The 17158-nt window shown below is 70.7% G+C and carries 18 protein-coding genes; 13 read left to right on the top strand and 5 right to left on the bottom strand.

Annotated elements, in window-relative coordinates; translation table 11 throughout:
• The first annotated feature begins 48 nt into the window (after positions 1–48).
• From ACGFRF_RS13735 to ACGFRF_RS13720, 4 genes are all read left to right on the top strand, one after another.
• Positions 49–420 (top strand): VOC family protein, encoded by a 372-nt coding sequence (locus ACGFRF_RS13735; RefSeq protein WP_393739411.1) that lies wholly within the window; start codon positions 49–51, stop codon positions 418–420.
• A gap of 11 nt (positions 421–431) precedes the next feature.
• Positions 432–788: an ArsR/SmtB family transcription factor gene (locus ACGFRF_RS13730; protein WP_393740132.1), complete on the top strand. Its 357-nt coding sequence runs from the start codon at positions 432–434 to the stop codon at positions 786–788.
• Complete coding sequence (locus ACGFRF_RS13725; RefSeq protein WP_393739409.1) at positions 785–1261, top strand: SRPBCC domain-containing protein; 477 nt, start codon at positions 785–787, stop codon at positions 1259–1261. The genes ACGFRF_RS13730 and ACGFRF_RS13725 overlap by 4 nt, the downstream gene beginning before the upstream one ends.
• Before the next feature lie 146 nt (positions 1262–1407).
• Positions 1408–1677, top strand: coding sequence for a DUF397 domain-containing protein (locus ACGFRF_RS13720; protein WP_014674096.1), 270 nt, complete (start codon positions 1408–1410; stop codon positions 1675–1677).
• Between the two features lie 103 nt (positions 1678–1780).
• Here the strand turns inward: ACGFRF_RS13720 and ACGFRF_RS13715 are convergent, their stop codons facing one another.
• Positions 1781–2278, bottom strand: coding sequence for an ATP-binding protein (locus tag ACGFRF_RS13715; protein WP_393739407.1), 498 nt, complete (start codon positions 2276–2278; stop codon positions 1781–1783).
• 344 nt (positions 2279–2622) lie between these two features.
• Between ACGFRF_RS13715 and ACGFRF_RS13710 the strand changes: the two genes are divergently transcribed.
• The 6 genes from ACGFRF_RS13710 (at position 2623) to ACGFRF_RS13685 (ending at position 8113) form a co-directional block, all read left to right on the top strand.
• Complete coding sequence (locus ACGFRF_RS13710) at positions 2623–3447, top strand: helix-turn-helix domain-containing protein (protein WP_393740130.1); 825 nt, start codon at positions 2623–2625, stop codon at positions 3445–3447.
• A gap of 92 nt (positions 3448–3539) precedes the next feature.
• Positions 3540–5000 (top strand): aldehyde dehydrogenase family protein, encoded by a 1461-nt coding sequence (locus ACGFRF_RS13705; protein WP_393739405.1) that lies wholly within the window; start codon positions 3540–3542, stop codon positions 4998–5000.
• Positions 5001–5101: 101 nt separating this feature from the next.
• Complete coding sequence (locus ACGFRF_RS13700) at positions 5102–5641, top strand: DinB family protein (RefSeq protein ID WP_393739403.1); 540 nt, start codon at positions 5102–5104, stop codon at positions 5639–5641.
• Between the two features lie 50 nt (positions 5642–5691).
• Positions 5692–6333: a PadR family transcriptional regulator gene (locus tag ACGFRF_RS13695; protein WP_393739402.1), complete on the top strand. Its 642-nt coding sequence runs from the start codon at positions 5692–5694 to the stop codon at positions 6331–6333.
• 71 nt (positions 6334–6404) lie between these two features.
• A complete protein-coding gene (locus ACGFRF_RS13690) occupies positions 6405–7355 on the top strand; it encodes an ATP-binding cassette domain-containing protein (protein WP_393739400.1) in 951 nt (316 codons plus the stop codon).
• Positions 7352–8113, top strand: a complete 762-nt coding sequence (locus ACGFRF_RS13685) for an ABC transporter permease (RefSeq protein WP_393739398.1) — start codon at positions 7352–7354, stop codon at positions 8111–8113. The genes ACGFRF_RS13690 and ACGFRF_RS13685 overlap by 4 nt, the downstream gene beginning before the upstream one ends.
• Before the next feature lie 62 nt (positions 8114–8175).
• Here ACGFRF_RS13685 and ACGFRF_RS13680 read toward each other — a convergent pair whose 3' ends face one another.
• Both ACGFRF_RS13680 and ACGFRF_RS13675 read right to left on the bottom strand, forming a co-directional pair.
• Positions 8176–9582 carry a glutamate decarboxylase gene (locus tag ACGFRF_RS13680; RefSeq protein ID WP_393739396.1) on the bottom strand — a complete coding sequence of 469 codons (1407 nt, stop codon included), beginning with the start codon at positions 9580–9582 and terminating at the stop codon, positions 8176–8178.
• Positions 9583–9624: 42 nt separating this feature from the next.
• Positions 9625–10911: an ion channel protein gene (locus ACGFRF_RS13675; protein WP_393739394.1), complete on the bottom strand. Its 1287-nt coding sequence runs from the start codon at positions 10909–10911 to the stop codon at positions 9625–9627.
• A 112-nt stretch (positions 10912–11023) separates the two neighbouring features.
• Here ACGFRF_RS13675 and ACGFRF_RS13670 point away from each other — a divergent pair, with 112 nt between their 5' ends.
• Both ACGFRF_RS13670 and ACGFRF_RS13665 read left to right on the top strand, forming a co-directional pair.
• Entirely contained in the window at positions 11024–11785 is a 762-nt protein-coding gene (locus ACGFRF_RS13670; RefSeq protein WP_393739392.1) for a MerR family transcriptional regulator, read from the top strand.
• Positions 11786–12082: 297 nt separating this feature from the next.
• The gene (locus ACGFRF_RS13665) at positions 12083–13021 is read left to right on the top strand and encodes a DedA family protein (protein ID WP_393739390.1); all 939 of its coding nucleotides are present in this window, start codon (positions 12083–12085) and stop codon (positions 13019–13021) included.
• Between the two features lie 103 nt (positions 13022–13124).
• On the opposite strand, the gene ACGFRF_RS13660 is transcribed toward ACGFRF_RS13665, so the two are convergent.
• Complete coding sequence (locus ACGFRF_RS13660; protein WP_393739388.1) at positions 13125–14780, bottom strand: threonine/serine exporter ThrE family protein; 1656 nt, start codon at positions 14778–14780, stop codon at positions 13125–13127.
• Between the two features lie 114 nt (positions 14781–14894).
• Positions 14895–15386: an inorganic diphosphatase gene (locus ACGFRF_RS13655; RefSeq protein ID WP_029381130.1), complete on the bottom strand. Its 492-nt coding sequence runs from the start codon at positions 15384–15386 to the stop codon at positions 14895–14897.
• 124 nt (positions 15387–15510) lie between these two features.
• Here ACGFRF_RS13655 and dacB point away from each other — a divergent pair, with 124 nt between their 5' ends.
• A complete protein-coding gene (dacB, locus tag ACGFRF_RS13650; protein WP_393740128.1) occupies positions 15511–17067 on the top strand; it encodes a D-alanyl-D-alanine carboxypeptidase/D-alanyl-D-alanine-endopeptidase in 1557 nt (518 codons plus the stop codon).
• Positions 17068–17158 lie beyond the last annotated feature (91 nt).

Here is a 17158-nt window from a genome sequence, read left to right as displayed (position 1 = left end):
ATTCCCTACGTTTGACTCGTAGGGAATTTCCTACCTATCGTGGTGCGCATGACCATCACCCACGCCTCCTTCGTCACCATCCCCGTCACCGACCAGGACCGTGCCCTGCGCTTCTATCGGGACGTCCTCGGCTTCGAGGTCACCGCCGACGTGCGGATGCCGCCGGGGCGGTGGCTCCAGGTCGCGCCCCAGGGCGCGCAGACCGTCTTCACGCTGGCCGGGCCGGGGATGGGGGATTTCGAGCCCGGCTCGGCCCGGGGGATCATGTTGGTGACGACCGATGTCGACGCCGACTGCGCGCGGCTCGCCGAGGCCGGCACCGAGGTGCAGGGCCCGGACGAGCACCCGTGGGGGCGGATGGCCTCCTTGCGGGACCCGGACGGCAACGGTCTGATGCTGCTCACGGAGGCTCACCAGTAGAAAGGCCGGCCATGCCCGCAGCCGGGGCCCGAGAGGCCGCCGCCGAGGACCGTGTCTTCGCCGCGCTCGCCAACGCCACCCGCCGCGAGGTGCTGCGCCTGCTGCGCGAGCGCGGACCGCAGCCCGTGCAGGCCCTGGCCGATCACTTCGACATGCGCCGCCCGAGCCTCTCGGAACACCTCAAGGTGCTCCGGGAGGCCGGCCTCGTCCGCGAACAGCGCTCCGGACGGCAGCGCATCTACCGCCTCGAGGCGGCCCCGCTCGCCGAGGTGCAGGACTGGCTCCATCCGTACGAGCGGTTCTGGCGCGAGCGACTGAAGGACCTCGGCGACCTGCTCGACCGTATGCCCGACGATGACCAGTCATGAGCACAGCACCTGAGAGCGGCGCGGACGACGACCTCACCACGATCCGCGTCGACCAGTTCTTCCCCCATCCGCCCGCCAAGGTCTGGCGCGCCCTGACCGACCCCGAGCTGCTCGCACGCTGGCAGATGCCGGGCGCCGAGGACTTCCGGCTCCAGGTCGGCCACCGGTACCGGATGACCTCCGTCCCGCGTCCCAACTCCCGCTTCTCCGGAGTCGTGGAGGTGCGTGTGCTCGCCTACGACACCGAGCGGATGCTGTCCCTGCGGTGGGCGGACGCCGATCCGGCCAACCCCGCGGACTGGACCATCACCTGGATGCTGGAACAGGAAGGGCGCGGTACGCGTCTCTTCCTAGTGCACGAGGGATTCGATCCGGACGACCCGGCCCAGATGATGGCGCGGACGATCATGGGCGGAGGCTGGAAGGTGCATGTCCTGCCCGCTCTGGGGCAGACGCTGGACCAGATCGGGTAAAGCGCACGTCAAAGCTGTAACCGCGGGACCACCGCCCGTGCACGTGCATCTGCTCAAGCATCTGCACGTGAACGGGGTTATGATCCGGATCAGTTGACCACCGCATCTATGGCCACATCAGCCAGTGCACCACCGGGGAGCGACCTGTGGACCGCGACGTTGACGGCGTTTACGGGGGGTATGACGTGTACAACGGCATGGCTGCCACGCAGCTGGACGGGGTGGCCTGGCAGAAGAGCAGGCACAGCAACTCGCAGGGCTCCTGTGTGGAGTTCGCGCGGCTGCCGGGGGGCGAGGTCGCCGTACGCAACTCGCGTTTCCCGGACGGGCCCGCGCTCGTCTACACGCGGGCGGAGATCGAGGCCATGCTCCTCGGTGTCAAGGACGGCGAGTTCGACCACCTGATAGCCGGCTGACCGCCCTGGCCCCGGCATGCCTCCGGTGGCAACGATGTCCATGCCGTCGGCGAGCCTGCGGTGACGCGCGTAGAAAAGCGGCGTCCGTCGGTGCCGTGGAGTGTCAGCCGGCCGACCGGAGCCGGAACATCGCCCAGACGACCTTGCCGTCGAGGGTGCCTGCGAGCGGGTGCCAGCCCCAGCTGTCGGCGAAGGAGTCGACGAGGAACAGGCCGCGGCCCGACTCGGCAGAGAAGTCGTCCGAGTCCCGCGGGACCGGGGTCTCGTGGCTCGGGTCGCGCACCGCGCACACCAGCCGCTCGGTCCAGCGCATCAGGTGCAGCCGCACGGACGTGCCGCGCTCGTCCATGCGGCCCTGGTCGGTCGGCAGCGCATGACGCAGGGCGTTGGTGACCAGTTCGGAGACGACGAGACATATGTCGTCGAAGCGGTCGCCGACGTCCCACTGGTCGAGCGTGTCGCGGGTGAAGCGCCGGGCCTCGCGCACCGCCTCGTAGCGGGCGGGCAGGGCACAGGAGGCGGCATCGGACACGGCTGCGGGGTCCAGCGGCGGAAGGCCCTGCCGTAACGGCTTGAGCATGGTCGATCCATTCGTCCCCATGCGAGGCACTCCCGGGATTCGCGGTCGTTGCGATGCAGCGGTGGCGCGGCACCATGGTTTCGGAAGCGAAGAGCAGATGCAAGGGCAGATGCACGTGCACGTGACCGAAATGGGCATGCCCGTACCGCTTCTTGGCCATTTTTTCTGCCATCTTCACCACGGTTTCGTCAGTGGTCGCGACCTGTTCCCGGTCGCGAGCGGGCGGAAACGGCCGACCTCTTTCCGTTTCCGTAACCGTGCGAGTACTGCTCGAAGTGTTTTAGTGGCAGACTGCGGGCCCTGAAGACGGTTTGGGGAGGCTGGCGAAGGTGAGCGCGGGAGAGCCCGGATCGGTGGTGCGGCGGATGCTGCTCGGCTCGCAACTCAGGCGACTGCGTGAAGCACGGGGGATCACGCGTGAGGCGGCGGGGTACTCGATCCGCGCCTCCGAATCGAAGATCAGCCGGATGGAGCTGGGCCGGGTGAGCTTCAAGACCAGGGACGTCGAAGACCTGCTGACGCTGTACGGCATCACCGACGGGGCCGAGCGCGAGTCGCTGCTCTCCCTCGCACGCGAGGCCAACGTGGCCGGCTGGTGGCACAGTTACACCGACGTCCTGCCCAGCTGGTTCCCCACCTATGTGGGTCTGGAGGGCGCCGCCGCCCTGATCCGCGTCTACGAGGTGCAGTTCGTGCACGGTCTGCTCCAGACCGAGGAGTACGCCCGCGCGGTGGTCCGGCGCGGCATGAAGGGCGCGAGCACCGCCGACGTCGAACGGCGGGTCGCGCTGCGCCTGGAGCGGCAGCGGTACCTGTTCTCCGACAACGCCCCCGAGTTCCACATCGTCCTGGACGAGGCCGCCCTGCGCCGCCCCTACGGCGACCGCGAGGTGATGCGCGGCCAGCTCCAGCACCTGATCGACATCTCCCAGCGGCCCAACGTACGGCTGCAGATCATGCCGTTCAGCTTCGGCGGGCACTCCGGCGAGAGCGGCGCCTTCACCATCCTCAGCTTCCCCGACGCCGATCTGTCCGACGTGGTCTACCTGGAGCAGTTGACCAGCGCCCTCTATCTGGACAAGCGCGAGGACGTCGCCCAGTACGAGCAGGCCCTGAAGGAACTGCAGCAGGACAGCCCGGGCCCCGACGAGAGCCGGGATCTGCTGCGAGGTCTGCTCCAGCTGTCTTGAGAGCTCCCCCTCAACTCTCTTACGACACAAGTACGATGACATGCGATCAGGCATGGCGTAGCTCTGGTGTCCGCTAGCGATTGAGGGATCACATGTCGTCCTACTTCACCGACTTGGCCCAGCAGTACATCGACGGCGAGTGGCGTCCGGGCACCGGCTCCTGGGACGTTATCGACTTCAATCCCTACGACGACGAGAAGCTGGCCTCGATCACGGTGGCCACGGTCGACGAGGTGGACCAGGCCTATCAGGCCGCGGCCCGCGCCCAGAAGCAGTGGGCGCAGACCAGCCCCTACACCCGGCGCGCGGTCTTCGAGCGGGCGCTGCGGCTGATAGAGGACCGCGAGCAGGAGATAGCCGACCTGATCATCGCGGAACTGGGCGGCACGCGCGTGAAGGCCGGCTTCGAACTGCACCTCGCCAAGGAGTTCCTGCGCGAGTCGATCCACCTCGCGCTGCGCCCCGAGGGCAAGATCCTGCCCTCCCCGGCCGACGGCAAGGAGAACCGCGTCTACCGGGTGCCGGTCGGGGTCGTGGGGGTGATCAGCCCCTTCAACTTCCCCTTCCTGCTGTCGCTGAAGTCGGTCGCCCCGGCCCTCGCGCTCGGCAACGGCGTGGTCCTCAAGCCGCACCAGAACACCCCGATCGCCGGCGGCACCCTGATCGCCAAGATCCTCGAGGACGCCGGGCTGCCCGGCGGCCTGCTCAACGTGGTCGTCACCGACATCGCCGAGATCGGCGACGCGTTCCTCGAGCACCCGATCCCGAAGGTCATCTCCTTCACGGGTTCCGACAAGGTCGGCCGGCACGTGGCCACCGTCTGCGCCAAGCACTTCAAGCGCTCGGTGCTCGAACTGGGCGGCAACAGCGCCCTGGTGGTGCTGGACGACGCCGACCTCGACTACGCGGTGGACGCGGCGGTCTTCAGCCGGTTCGTGCACCAGGGCCAGGTCTGCATGGCCGCCAACCGGGTCCTCGTGGACCGGGCCGTCGCCGACGAGTTCACCGAGAAGTTCGTCGCCAAGGTCAGGACCCTCAAGGTCGGCGACCCGCGCGACCCGCAGACCGTCATCGGCCCGGTGATCAACTCCGCGCAGGCGAACGCCCTTTCGGGCACCGTCGAGCAGGCGATCGCCGAGGGCGCCACGGCCCTCGTGCGGGGCACCACGACCAACAACCTGGTCGAGCCCAGCGTGCTCACCGATGTCCCCGCCGACTCCGCGCTGCTGCGGCAGGAGGTCTTCGGCCCGGTGGTCTTCCTCATCCCGTTCGACGGCGAGGAGGAGGCGGTCCGGATCGTCAACGACACCCCGTACGGCCTCAGCGGTGCCGTCCACACGGGTGACATCGAGCGGGGTGTCGCCTTCGCCAAGCGGATCGACACCGGCATGTTCCACGTGAACGACGGCACCGTCCACGACGAGCCGCTCGTACCCTTCGGCGGCGAGAAGCACTCCGGCATCGGCCGTCTGAACGGCGAGACGACGCTGGAGGCCTTCACCACCATCAAGTGGATCTCGGTGCAGCACGGCCGCAGCGGCTTCCCCTTCTAGGCTCCTCCGGAGTGCCGGGGCCCTTGCGGACAGAAGCTGACCGCAAGGGCCCGTAGCGTCATCGGTGTCAGGGAAACGGACCCGATGAAAGGCGGCCGGTCATGGTCACTCACGTGCGCGCGGAGGCCCAGGGGGACGAGCGCGGGGCGCTGCTCTCCTTCCTCGCCGAACAGCGCGGCGGCATCCGCCGGGCGGTCCTGGGGCTGACGGACGAGCAGGCCTCGGCCCGCCCCAGCGCGAGCGAGCTGTCGCTGGCCGGGCTGGTCAAGCATGTCGCCGAGGTCGAGCAGGGCTGGGTCGCCCGCGCCAAGGGCGAGTCGCCGGCGGTCAAGCGCGACGAGTCCAACTGGCACGAGTGCTTCACCCTGGCCGAGGGCGAGACCCTGGCCGGGCAGTTGGCGTACTGGGAGCGGGTCGCGGCCGAGACCGAGGAATTCGTCCGGTCCGTGCCCAGCCTCGACGACACCTTCCCGCTGCCGAACGACCCCTGGTTCCCGCCGGACGACCGTGTCTCGGTGCGCTGGCTGTGCCTGCACCTGATCCGGGAGACGGCCCGGCACGCCGGCCACGCCGACATCGTCCGGGAGTCCCTGGACGGGAAGACCGCGTTCGAGCTGGTGGCCCTGGAGCAAGCCGGATAGCCGGTGGCCCGGGAGCGGGCGGGCAGCCCTACGGCAATAACCTGGACCGCATGTCAGCGATCCGTCTTCTCGTGCTGGGCGCGGTCCGCCAGCACGGGCGGGCCCACGGCTACCAGGTCCGCAACGACCTGGAGTACTGGGGCGCGCACGAGTGGTCCAACGCCAAGCCGGGGTCGATCTACCACGCCCTGAAGCAGATGGCCAAACAGGGACTGCTGCACGCGCACGAGATCGCGCCGTCCACGGCCGGCGGGCCGCCGCGCACCGAGTACGAACTCACCGACAAGGGCGCCGAGGAGTACTTCGCCCTGCTGCGCGAGGCGCTGGTCACCTACGACCAGAGGGGCGACATGAAGACGGCGGCCATCGGCTTCATGGTCGACCTGCCGAGGGCCGAGGCGGTGGCGCTGCTGCAGGAGCGGACCCGGAGGATCGAGGAGTGGCGGGCCTCGGTCATCGAGCACTACGTGCCGGCGGAGGGCCCCGGACAGTACGGCCACATCGGCGAGATCATGAACATGTGGGTCCACACGGCCGATTCCGAGGCCGAGTGGACCCGTGGCCTCGTCGAGCGGATCGAGGACGGCGCCTACACCTTCGCCGACGAGGGGGATCCGTTCGTCGGCGTCCTCGCCGACGACGAGGAGAACCCGTACGCCACGGCGGAGCGGCATCCGGAGGACGACCGCTAATCAAGTTTGACGAATGCTGCCCACGGCGTTACCTTCACCGGTAGTCAAAATTGACTAGCGAGGGGAGTGGCATGGCCGACACGGTGATCACCGTCGAGGGCGCACGCAAGGCCTACGGCACCAGACAGGCCCTGAACGGGCTCGACCTGCACGTCACCCGTGGCACCGTGCACGCGGTGCTCGGCCCGAACGGCGCGGGAAAGACCACCCTGGTGCGGATCCTGTCCACGCTGCTCAGGCCCGACGGCGGCCGCGTCGTGGTCGCCGGGCACGACGTGCTGACCGACGCCCGCGCGGTGCGCCGGCGCATCGGCCTGCTGGGCCAGCACGCGGCCCTGGACGAGCAGCTCGACGGCCGGCAGAACCTGGAGATGTTCGCCCGCCTGCACCACCTCGGCGCCCGCCACGCGCGCGTACGGGCCGCCGAACTCCTGGAACGCTTCGACCTCACCGGCACCGGCCGCACCCCCGTCGCCCGCTACAGCGGCGGCATGCGCCGCCGCCTCGACCTGGCCGTCTCCCTGATCACCGACCCCGAGGTGCTGTTCCTGGACGAGCCCACCACCGGCCTCGACCCGCGCGGCCGGGCCGAAGTCTGGACCTCGGTCCGCTCCCTGGTCGGCGCCGGTACGACCATCCTGCTCACCACGCAGTACCTGGAGGAGGCCGACCAGCTCGCCCACCGTGTCGCCTTCGTGGACCAGGGCCGGGTCGTCACCGACGGCACCCCCGACGAACTCAAGACCCTCACCGGCGGCGACCGCATCGACGTCGTCGTGCGCGACGCGGACCGGCTCGCCGACGCGGTGGCCCTGCTGCCCGTCTCCGGGGCGACCGTGGACGCCGACCGCCGGCTGCTCAGCGCCCCGGTCACCGACCGCATGGCCGCCCTCTCCGGGGTCGTACGGGCACTGGAGGCCGCCGGCATCGAGGCCGCGGACATCGCCCTGCGCCGCCCCACCCTGGACGAGGTGTTCCTGCACCTCACCGGCGACCGGAACCGAGTGCAGGAGGCCGCGTGACCGCCTATGTACTGACCGACTGCTGGACCATGACCAGGCGCGAACTCGCCCACTGGGCCCGGCAGCCCGGGCAGGCGCTGGTCGCGCTGGTCTTCCCGGTGATGCTGCTGCTGATGTTCGGCTACCTGGTGGGCGGCGGCCGGGGCGTGGCGGGCGACTACGTCGACTATCTGGTGCCCGGCATGCTCGCGCTCACCATGGCCTTCGGTCTGGAGGGCACGATGCTCAACGTCACCCAGGACCTCGACAAGGGGGTGATGGACCGCTTCCGTTCCCTGCCCATGGCCGACGGAGCCGTGCTGGTGGGCCGTTCGGCGGCCGACATGCTCCAGTCGGCGGCCGGCCTGGCCCTGCTGACCGGGGTGTCGTACGCGCTGGGCTGGCGGGCGCACGGCGGCACCGGGGCGTTCCTGGCCGCCGTCGGCCTGCTCCTGCTGCTCCGCTTCGCGATGCTGTGGGTCGGCATCCACCTCGCCCTGGTCGCCGGGCGGCCCGAGATGGTGCAGGCCGTGCAGATCCTCGTCTGGCCGGTCGGCTTCCTCTCCAACGCCTTCGCCGTGCCGGACTCCATGCCGGACTGGCTGGGTACGGCCGTGCGGTGGAACCCGCTGTCCCGGACGGCGACGGCCGTACGGGACCTGCTGGGCGGCCAGGGCGGCGAGCCGGGGCACGTCTGGGCGGCCGTCGCCTGGCCGCTGGGACTGCTGGCGGTGTTCTTCCCGCTGGCGGTACGGAAGTTCGCGCGACTGGGACGCTAGGGCCTGTCTGACCATTCGCGTCGTTGCCCGAAGCGCGGCAGACGGGAATGGTCAGACAGGCCCTAGTGGTGGAAGCCGGTGGCCGCCCCCTTGTCCCGGGACAGCGGGTGCGGCTGCCGGCGCAGTTCCGGCAGCAGGCGGGCCAGGTCGTCCATGAACAGGTCGGCCAGATCGTGCGAGAAGCCGTTGCGGCACACGATCCGCAGCACGGACAGGTCCTCCCGGTTCGCCGGGAAGGTGTACGCGGGCACCAGCCAGCCGGCCTCGCGCAGCCGCCGGGAGACGTCGAAGACGTCGTACGCCGTGACGCCGTCGGTCGTGGTGAGCGCGAACACCGGCAGCTCGTCCCCGCGCGTGAGGAGCCGGAAGTCGCCGAGCGCCTCGATCCGCCCGGCGAGCGAGGTCGCGACGTCGCGCGTGGACTGCTGCACCGCCCGGTAGCCCTCGCGGCCCAGCCGCAGGAACGTGTAGTACTGCGCCACCACCTGGGCGCCGGGCCGGGAGAAGTTCAGCGCGAAGGTCGGCATGTCCCCGCCCAGGTAGTTGACCCGGAAGACCAGCTCCTCGGGGAGCGCCTCCTGGTCCCGCCACAGGGCCCAGCCGACGCCCGGGTAGACCAGCCCGTACTTGTGCCCGGAGCAGTTGATCGAGGCCACGCGCGGCAGGCGGAAGTCCCACACCAGGTCCTCGTCCAGGAAGGGCGCCACCATCCCGCCGGAGGCCCCGTCCACGTGGACCGGGATGTCCAGCCCCGTGCGCTCCTGAAGGCCGTCCAGGGCCGCGCACAGCTCAGCGATCGGCTCGTAGGACCCGTCGAAGGTGGAGCCGAGGATGCCGACCACCCCGATGGTGTTCTCGTCGCACAGCTCCACGGCCGCCTGCGGGTCCAGGTGGAAGCGGTCGCCCTCCATGGGGACCAGCCGGGGCTCCACCTCCCAGAAGTTGCAGAACTTGTCCCAGCACACCTGGACATTGATCCCCATGACCAGATTCGGCCGCGCGCCCGGGTACCGGTCGGCGTTGCGCTTCGTCCAGCGCCGCTTGAGCGCCATCCCGGCGAGCATGCACGCCTCGCTCGACCCGGTCGTCGAACAGCCCACCGCCGCCGACGGGTCCGGGGCGTTCCAGAGATCGGCGAGCATCGCCACGCAGCGGCGCTCCAGCTCGGCCGTGCGCGGGTACTCGTCCTTGTCGATCATGTTCTTGTCCCGGCACTCCCCCATCAGCACCCCGGCCTGCGGCTCCATCCAGGTGGTGACGAAGGTGGCCAGGTTGAGCCGGGAGTTGCCGTCGAGCATCAGCTCGTCGTGCACCAGCTGGTACGCCGTCGACGGGGGCAGCGGGGCGTCCGGCAGCCGGTGCGTGGGCGGGGCCTCGGTCATGCCGCCGACGGGGTTGGCCTCCCCGAAGAACGGGTTGACCGACATCGTCCGCCGCTCCTGCTTCTCGGGACCTTTGTGCAGAGCCATGGACATTCCTCCAGGAAGATGAGGCAGACACGGGGGCAAGGGTCAGCGGACCGGGCTGCCGTCCTCGCGCAGCTGCATCTGCGGGCGCCCCGTCACCAGCAGCCAGGCCGGCAGCGAGGAGATGCACAGCAGGGCGAGGATGCTGGGCGAGGAGACCAGGACGGCCGCGGTGAACAGGCTCACCCAGCCCTGTCGGGTGATCGCCAGGAGCATGCCCAGGACGCCCGTGGCCACGCCCAGCGAGGTATGCACAGCCGGAACGAGCGCGTGGGCGCACAGGCCCAGGGCGGTGCCGGCGAAGACCGCGGGGAAGATCCGCCCGCCCCGGAAACCGCAGGACGCGGCGACCAGCAGCGCGGCCAGCTTGATCACCGCCATCGCGGCGAACTGCCCCGCCGACCAGCCCGCCGGGTCGCGGGCCAGCTCCGCCGTCTCCGACAGCCCCTTGAACAGCGTCAGATGGCCGCCCAGGGCCGCCAGGGCGCCCAGCACGAGCCCGCCCGCCGGAAGCATCAGCATCGGGTGCCGCAGCCGCCCGAAGGCCGCGTGGACGTACGGGAGGGCGCGGACGGCGCACATGCCGAGCAGCGCGGACACCGAGGCGATCACGAGGGCCGCCAGAAGATCCCTCGCCCGCGGGTGGCCCATGGGCGGCAGGCCCAGGTCGAAGGTCGGATGGGCCACGAGGGTGGTCGTCATGGCCCCGCACGCGCCGGCGGTCAGCGGCGCGAACAGGTTGTCCCACAGCCGGCCCCGCATCTGCCGCCCCGCCAGCGCCTCGGAGATGACGAGCGCCGCCGCCACCGGCGTCCCGAACAGCGCGCCGATCGTCGCCGCCTCCGCCAGCACCGGCCACAGGGCGCCCGGCGCCCGGCGCAGAAGGCGCCCGCCGAGCCAGGCCGCGAGGCCCACGTTCACGGCGATGATCGGGTTCTCCGGGCCCAGGCTCGGGCCGCCCGCCAGCATCAGCGCGGTCGCCAGCACCAGGCCCGGCAGCACGGCCGGCGGCAGGACCGGGGCGTCCAGGCCGATCGTGGCCGGGTCCGGCCCGGCATGCCCCGGGACCTTCCAGACCACCAGCCCGACGGCGATCCCGGACGCCACGAGCACCGCGAACATCCACAACACCGAGTAGCGGCCCACCCCGAGCGCGTCCGGCAGGGCCCCCCACAGCACGTGCTGGAGCTTCTCCGCCGCGGTGCTCACCCCGAGGTAGATCAGGCTCGCGGCCACCCCCACCACGACGGCGGGCAGGATGAACGGCAGCAGAGCCCGCGCGGGGGCCGTCGGAGCGCTCGGCGGCGTCTGCTGCGCGGTGTCCTGGGCCACTGGCTCACCATAAGCGGACAAAACTCACGCAACATCCCGAACGAGATCCGCTTGCACCTCACGTGACGTGAGGCCTCAGCGTGGAGCGCGTACCGACGACAAGGAGCGGAAAGTGAGCTACTCCGTGGGACAGGTCGCGGGGTTCGCCGGGGTCACGGTGCGCACCCTGCACCACTACGACGAGATCGGCCTGCTCGTGCCCAGCGAGCGCACCTACGCCGGCCACCGGCGCTACACCGACACCGACCTCGACCGGCTCCAGCAGATCCTGTTCTACCGGGAACTCGGCTTCCCGCTCGACGAGGTCGCGGCCCTGCTCGACGACCCGGACGCCGACCCGCGCGAACACCTGCGCCGCCAGCACGCACTGCTGACCGCCCGGATCGAGAAGCTGCAGAAGATGGCCGAGGCCGTGGAGCACGCCATGGAGGCACGCACGATGGGCATCAACCTCACGCCGGAGGAGCGGTTCGAGGTCTTCGGGGACAAGGACCCCGAGCAGTACCGAGAGGAGACCGAGCAGCGCTGGGGCGACACGGACGCGTACGCCGAGTCGCAGCGCCGCGCCGCCACTTACTCCAAGGAGGACTGGAAGCGGCTGCGAGCCGAGGTCGACGACTGGAGCGAGCGGTACGCCGCCCTGGTGGCCGCCCAGGAGCAGCCGACCGGCGAGGCGGCCATGGACCTGGCCGAGGAACACCGGCGGCACATCAGCAGGTGGTTCTTCGAGTGCCCGTACGAGATGCACCGGTGCTTCGGTGAGATGTACGTGTCGGACGAGCGCTTCAAGGCGTACTACGACTCCCTGCGGCCGGGCCTGGCCGTGCACCTGCGCGACGCGATCACGGCCAACGCCGACCGGCACACCGGCTGACGTCCCGACCCGTCCTGGCCCGGCTGTGCACGGGGGTCACTCCGGGCCAGGACCACCAGCGCGCCGGACGCGCACACCCCGGTGTCGACTTGGATCCGGCGCCGAACCGGCTGCCCCTGGCCGCCGGCGTGGTCGTCGAGTCCCATGGGGCACAGCTTTCGCCCAGTCGTCCCACAGTGCATCCTGGAGGCCCTGGTGGAACCTGGGGCGGTGACCTTGCGTTGGTAGCTTTGTACGGCCCCCGTCGACGGTCAGCCGCCGAAGCCGCCTCATCCCCCTCAGGAGCCCGGACCCGTTATGACACTCGCCCTCGGCCCGAGCTGGCTGGATCCCAACTACCTGCTCAGCACCTACAGCATCTGGGGCCTGCTGCTCATCGTCTTCGCCGAGTCCGGCCTGCTCATCGGCTTCTTCCTGCCGGGTGACTCGCTGCTGTTCACCTGCGGTCTGCTCATCACCTCCGGCCAGCTCGACTTCCCGCTGTGGGCCGCGATCGCCCTGATCTGCCTCGCCGCGATCCTCGGCGACCAGGCGGGCTACATGTTCGGCAAGAAGGTCGGCCCGTCCCTGTTCAACCGCCCCGACTCACGCCTGTTCAAGCAGGAGAACGTCACCAAAGCGCACGAGTTCTTCGAGAAGTACGGCCCGAAGTCCCTGGTCCTGGCCCGCTTCGTGCCGATCGTGCGCACGTTCACGCCGATCATCGCGGGCGTCAGTGGCATGAAGTACCGCTCGTTTTTGACCTTCAACGTCATCGGCGGCGTCCTGTGGGGCGCGGGCGTCACCCTGCTCGGCTCCTGGCTCGGCAACATCGAGTTCGTCAAGACCAACATCGAGGCGATCCTCATCCTGATCGTCCTGATCTCGGTGATCCCGATCGCGATCGAGTTCCTCCGCGCGCGCAGCAAGAACAAGAAGGCCGCACAGACCGGGTCTCAGACCCCGCGGCCGCCCCAGGCGGCCCCGTACCAGCAGCCCCCGGTCATGGACGACGCCACGACCCGCCTGCGCCGCATCGAGCCCGAGCAGCCGTACGAGCAGCCCTACGACAAGCCCCACGAGCAGCAGTACGAGCAGCCGTACCAGCAGCAGGAGCAGCAGTACTGGGACCAGGGCGGCTACGACCACCAGTACTACGACCAGCGGCAGTACCCCCAGCAGCAGTACGGGCAGCAGCATTACGACCAGAGCGAGTACGACCGGAACCAGTACCCGTACGACCACCGCAACCACTGAAGGGGCGCGGGGCTGAAGCGCGGTGCGGCTGCGCCGCGTGGGCGCGAGAGCCGCAACGGACCCGTAGTCGCCGACGGCCGAGGCGCCCGGAGCCGGCAGGCGCCTAGAACCCCCTCGTCCGCTTCGCGGCCCTGCGCTTACCGGCCGAGCCGACCCGCAGGAACAGCCGGGAGATCTCCGACCCCAGGTTGACCCCGATGGCGATAGCCATGGCCAGCGACGCGGCCTTGGCCAGGGACACCAGCCCCTTGTCCACCTCGTTCTGCGCCATGGACAGCAGCCCGAAGTAGGTCGCCGAACCGGGCAGCAGCGGCCCGATCGCCGCCGTCGTGTACGGCAGCGCGGACGCGAACCGGTACCGCGACAGCAGCTGCCCGAACAGGCCCACGAGCCCCGCCGCCACGGCCGTGGAAGCGACCGGAGAGATGTCGCCGGCGTAGTGCATCGCGCCGTACACCGACCACGCGACGCCTCCGTTGAGGGTCACCCACAGCACGGTGGACCGTTCCTGCTGGAGCAGCACCGCGAAGGTCAGCGACAGCACCATGGAGGCCGCGATCTGCAGCAGCGGCCGTTCGGAGCCGGCCAGCGCCGCGTCCGGGTTCAGCTTGCCGCCGACCTTCACGCCGAAGTACAGGACGACCAGCACCCCGGCCACGATGCCGACGAAGAAGTACATGACCTCCAACAGGCGTGCCGAGGCGGTGATGTAAAAGCCCGTCAGTCCGTCCTGCACGCCCGCGACCAGCGCCCGCCCGGGCAGCAGCGCGAACAGCCCACCGGTGACCACGGCGGACGCCTTCACGTCGACGTGCGCCAGCGCGAACGCCACACCGATCGCCGCGGGCGGCATCGCCGCCACCGTGAACTGGTAGAACTCCGGCAGCCCGCGCCCCGCGCACAACCACGCCAGCCGGTCGCCGAGCATCGCGCCCACCGCGGCGGCGACGAACACGATCAGGTCACCGCCGACCAGCACGGAGGCCGCGCCGGCCAGCAGCCCGCTCGCCAGGGTCAGCGCCCAGCCGGGGTAGGGGTGCCGGTTGCGGCGGATCTCCGCGAGGCGCCGGTAGGCCTCCTCCAGGGAGACATGGGTCTCCGGGTCGGTCAGGTCGTCCACCAGCCGGAACACTGCCGCGAGCCGCGTGTAGTCGGTGCCCCGCCGCCGTACCGTCCGGGACGCCGTCACCGGGTCCTCCACCAGCGACGGCTGGTGCGAGATCGACAGCAGGGTGAAGGTGACGTTCGGCTCGCAGCGGTCCAGGCCGTAGGACCGGCACACCGCGAACATCGCGGCCTCCACGTCCTCGGCGCCCTCACCGCCCGCCAGCAGCAGCTCCCCGATACGCAGGGTCAGGTCGAGCACCCGCGGGACGGCCGGACCGCCCTCCTCCACGCGCTGCACCGGCTCCGGCGCGGGCCGCTCGGTCACCGGCATCCGCAGCATCGTGCGCATCCGGTCCTGCCACGGCGCGTCCTTGACCAGGCTGACCAGCGGCACCCCGGTGGCCGGCGTGAACGCGCCCGGCGCGGTCCTGGCGCCGTAGGTGTGCGGCGTGCTGAACGCCGAGCCCTCCTGCTCCGGACTCGGCGGCTGCGGCGCCTCCAGCCCCTTCGGAACGGCGAACTCGGAGGTCGTCTCCGACTCGCCACCCACCCTGGGGACGTCGAGGCCCTCGGGAATGGCGAACTCGGACGTGATCTCCGGGTCGTACCGCGCCTCGTCCGACCGGGGCTTGCGGTCCTCCGCCTCCGTCACCTCGCACCGCTTCCTGAACGACACCTTCCGTAGGCCTCAGTATGCGCATGGGTACGCAAACGGGCCGCGCCACCCCTGCAGGGTGCCGCGGCCCGCGGACGACAAACCGGCCGGTCAGTGGCCGCCCTGCTCCTTGAAGCGCTTGTACGACCGCTCGATCTCCGCCTCGGCGTCCGTGCGGCCCACCCAGTTGGCGCCCTCGACCGACTTGCCGGGCTCCAGGTCCTTGTACACCTCGAAGAAGTGCTGGATCTCCAGGCGGTCGAACTCCGACACGTGGTGGATGTCGCGCAGGTGCTCCACCCGCGGGTCGGTGGCCGGAACGCACAGCAGCTTGTCGTCGCCGCCCGCCTCGTCCGTCATACGGAACATGCCGATGGCGCGGCAGCGGATCAGGCAGCCCGGGAAGGTCGGCTCGTCCAGGATGACCAGCGCGTCCAGCGGGTCGCCGTCCTCGCCGAGGGTGTTCTCGACGAAGCCGTAGTCGGTCGGGTAGGCGGTCGAGGTGAAGAGGCGACGGTCCAGGCGGATCCGACCGGTCTCGTGGTCCACCTCGTACTTGTTGCGCGAACCCTTCGGGATCTCGATCGTGACGTCGAACTCCACCGGTGGCTCCTCCATGATCAACACATAGTTCTGGTGGTTAAGTGTCCCTCACGCAGGTGTGTGATCGCGAAAGGGGCTGGTGGTCGTGCCAGAGCTGAGGCCTTGGCGAGCCGCGAGACCGCAGGTGGTGCGGATCGCGAACGCCGTACGACCGCGTCTGGCACGGGCCACGACGGCCGCGCGACCGCGGATCGCGCGGTTGGCGAACGCCGTGCGGCTCGGGCCTGCGCACCTCCCCCGTCCGCAGACCGTCAGGACCTGGCGGTACACCGCGGGCGCCGTCACCGCGGGCCTGGCACTGGCCGCCGGTGCGGTGACCGTGGCAGGCCCCTGGGACGCCAACGGTCAGCGTACGGCCGAGCGGGTCCGCGCCGCCGCCCTGGAGCGGTCAGGTGGCGCAGATCACGGCCGCTCGGGCACGACGGCGGGGGCGCCGCGGCCCGCGCCGAGCGCCCCACCGGTCCTCACGGGCCTCGGCGGCGTCAAGGCCGCCGTCGGCACCAAGAAGGCCGCCCCCGGCGGAAAGGACCTCTCGGACGTCCTGGGGCCCCTCCTGGACGCCTTCGCGCCGGGCGGCAGCCACGCCGCCGCCGTCGTCGACGTGACGACCGGCGAACGCCTCTACGGCACTGAGGCCGACACCCCCCTCACCCCCGCATCCACCACCAAGATCGCCACCGCCGTCGCCGCCCTGTCCGCCCTCGGCGCCGACCACCGCCTCACCACCCGCGCCGCCCTCGAACCCGACACCGGCGAACTCGTCCTCGTCGGCGGCGGCGACCCCACCCTCACCGCCCGCGAGAAGACCGACGGCTGGGCCGGCCTGCGCGCCCTCGCCGACGGCACCGCGCAGGCACTCCGCGAGCGCGGCATCGACAAGGTCACGCTCTCGTACGACACGACACTGTTCACCGGCCCCGCCCTGCACCCCATCGGCGTCAACGACAACCTCGCCGCCGTCAGCGCCCTGACCGCCGACGAGGGCCGCACCGACGGCTCCACCAGCGGCCCGGTGCCCCGGGTGGCCGACCCGGCGGCGGACGCGGCCGCCAAGTTCGCGGCCTACCTGGCGGACGCCGGCGTCAGGACGACGTCCCCCGGTCCCTCCAAGGCGACCGCCCGCGCCGAGACCCTCGCCAGTGTCTCCTCGCCCCCGCTGTCCGTCCTCGTCGAGCGCATGCTGACCAACAGCGACAACGACATCGCCGAGGCCCTGGCCCGGCAGACCGCTCTCGCGAGCGGCGAACCCGCGAGCTTCGAGGGCGGCGCCAGGGCGATCGCCACGCAGCTGCGCAAGCTCGGCCTGCCGCTGGCCGGCGCCTCCTTCCACGACGGCAGCGGCCTGGACCGCGAGGACAAGCTGACGGCGAACCTCCTCACCGCCCTCCTCGCCAAGGCCGGCGACCCCGCCCGCCCCGGCCTGCGCCCCGTCCTCACCGGCCTCCCCGTCGCGGGCTTCACCGGCACCCTGGCCGACCGCTACACCGACGGCGCGGCCGGACTCGTCCGGGCGAAGACGGGCACGCTCACCGGCGTGAACACCCTGGCGGGCACGGTGGTCGACACGGACGGCCACCTGCTCGCCTTCGCCTTCCTCGCGTCCGACACGACCGACCCCCAGCAGGCCCAGACGGCCCTCGACAGGACAGCCACGGCACTGGCCGCCTGCGGCTGCCACTAGGTTCTGTCTCTTAGGTCAGCGTCGGGTCCAGATGAGGATGCCGGCGAGGTGGAGTGCGGCCTGGTAGGCGATGGCGAGTTTGTCGGTTCGT

Source organism: Streptomyces sp. NPDC048521 (assembly GCF_043199855.1).
GTDB lineage: Bacteria > Actinomycetota > Actinomycetes > Streptomycetales > Streptomycetaceae > Streptomyces.
This window is presented reverse-complemented; position numbering and strand designations above follow the sequence as displayed.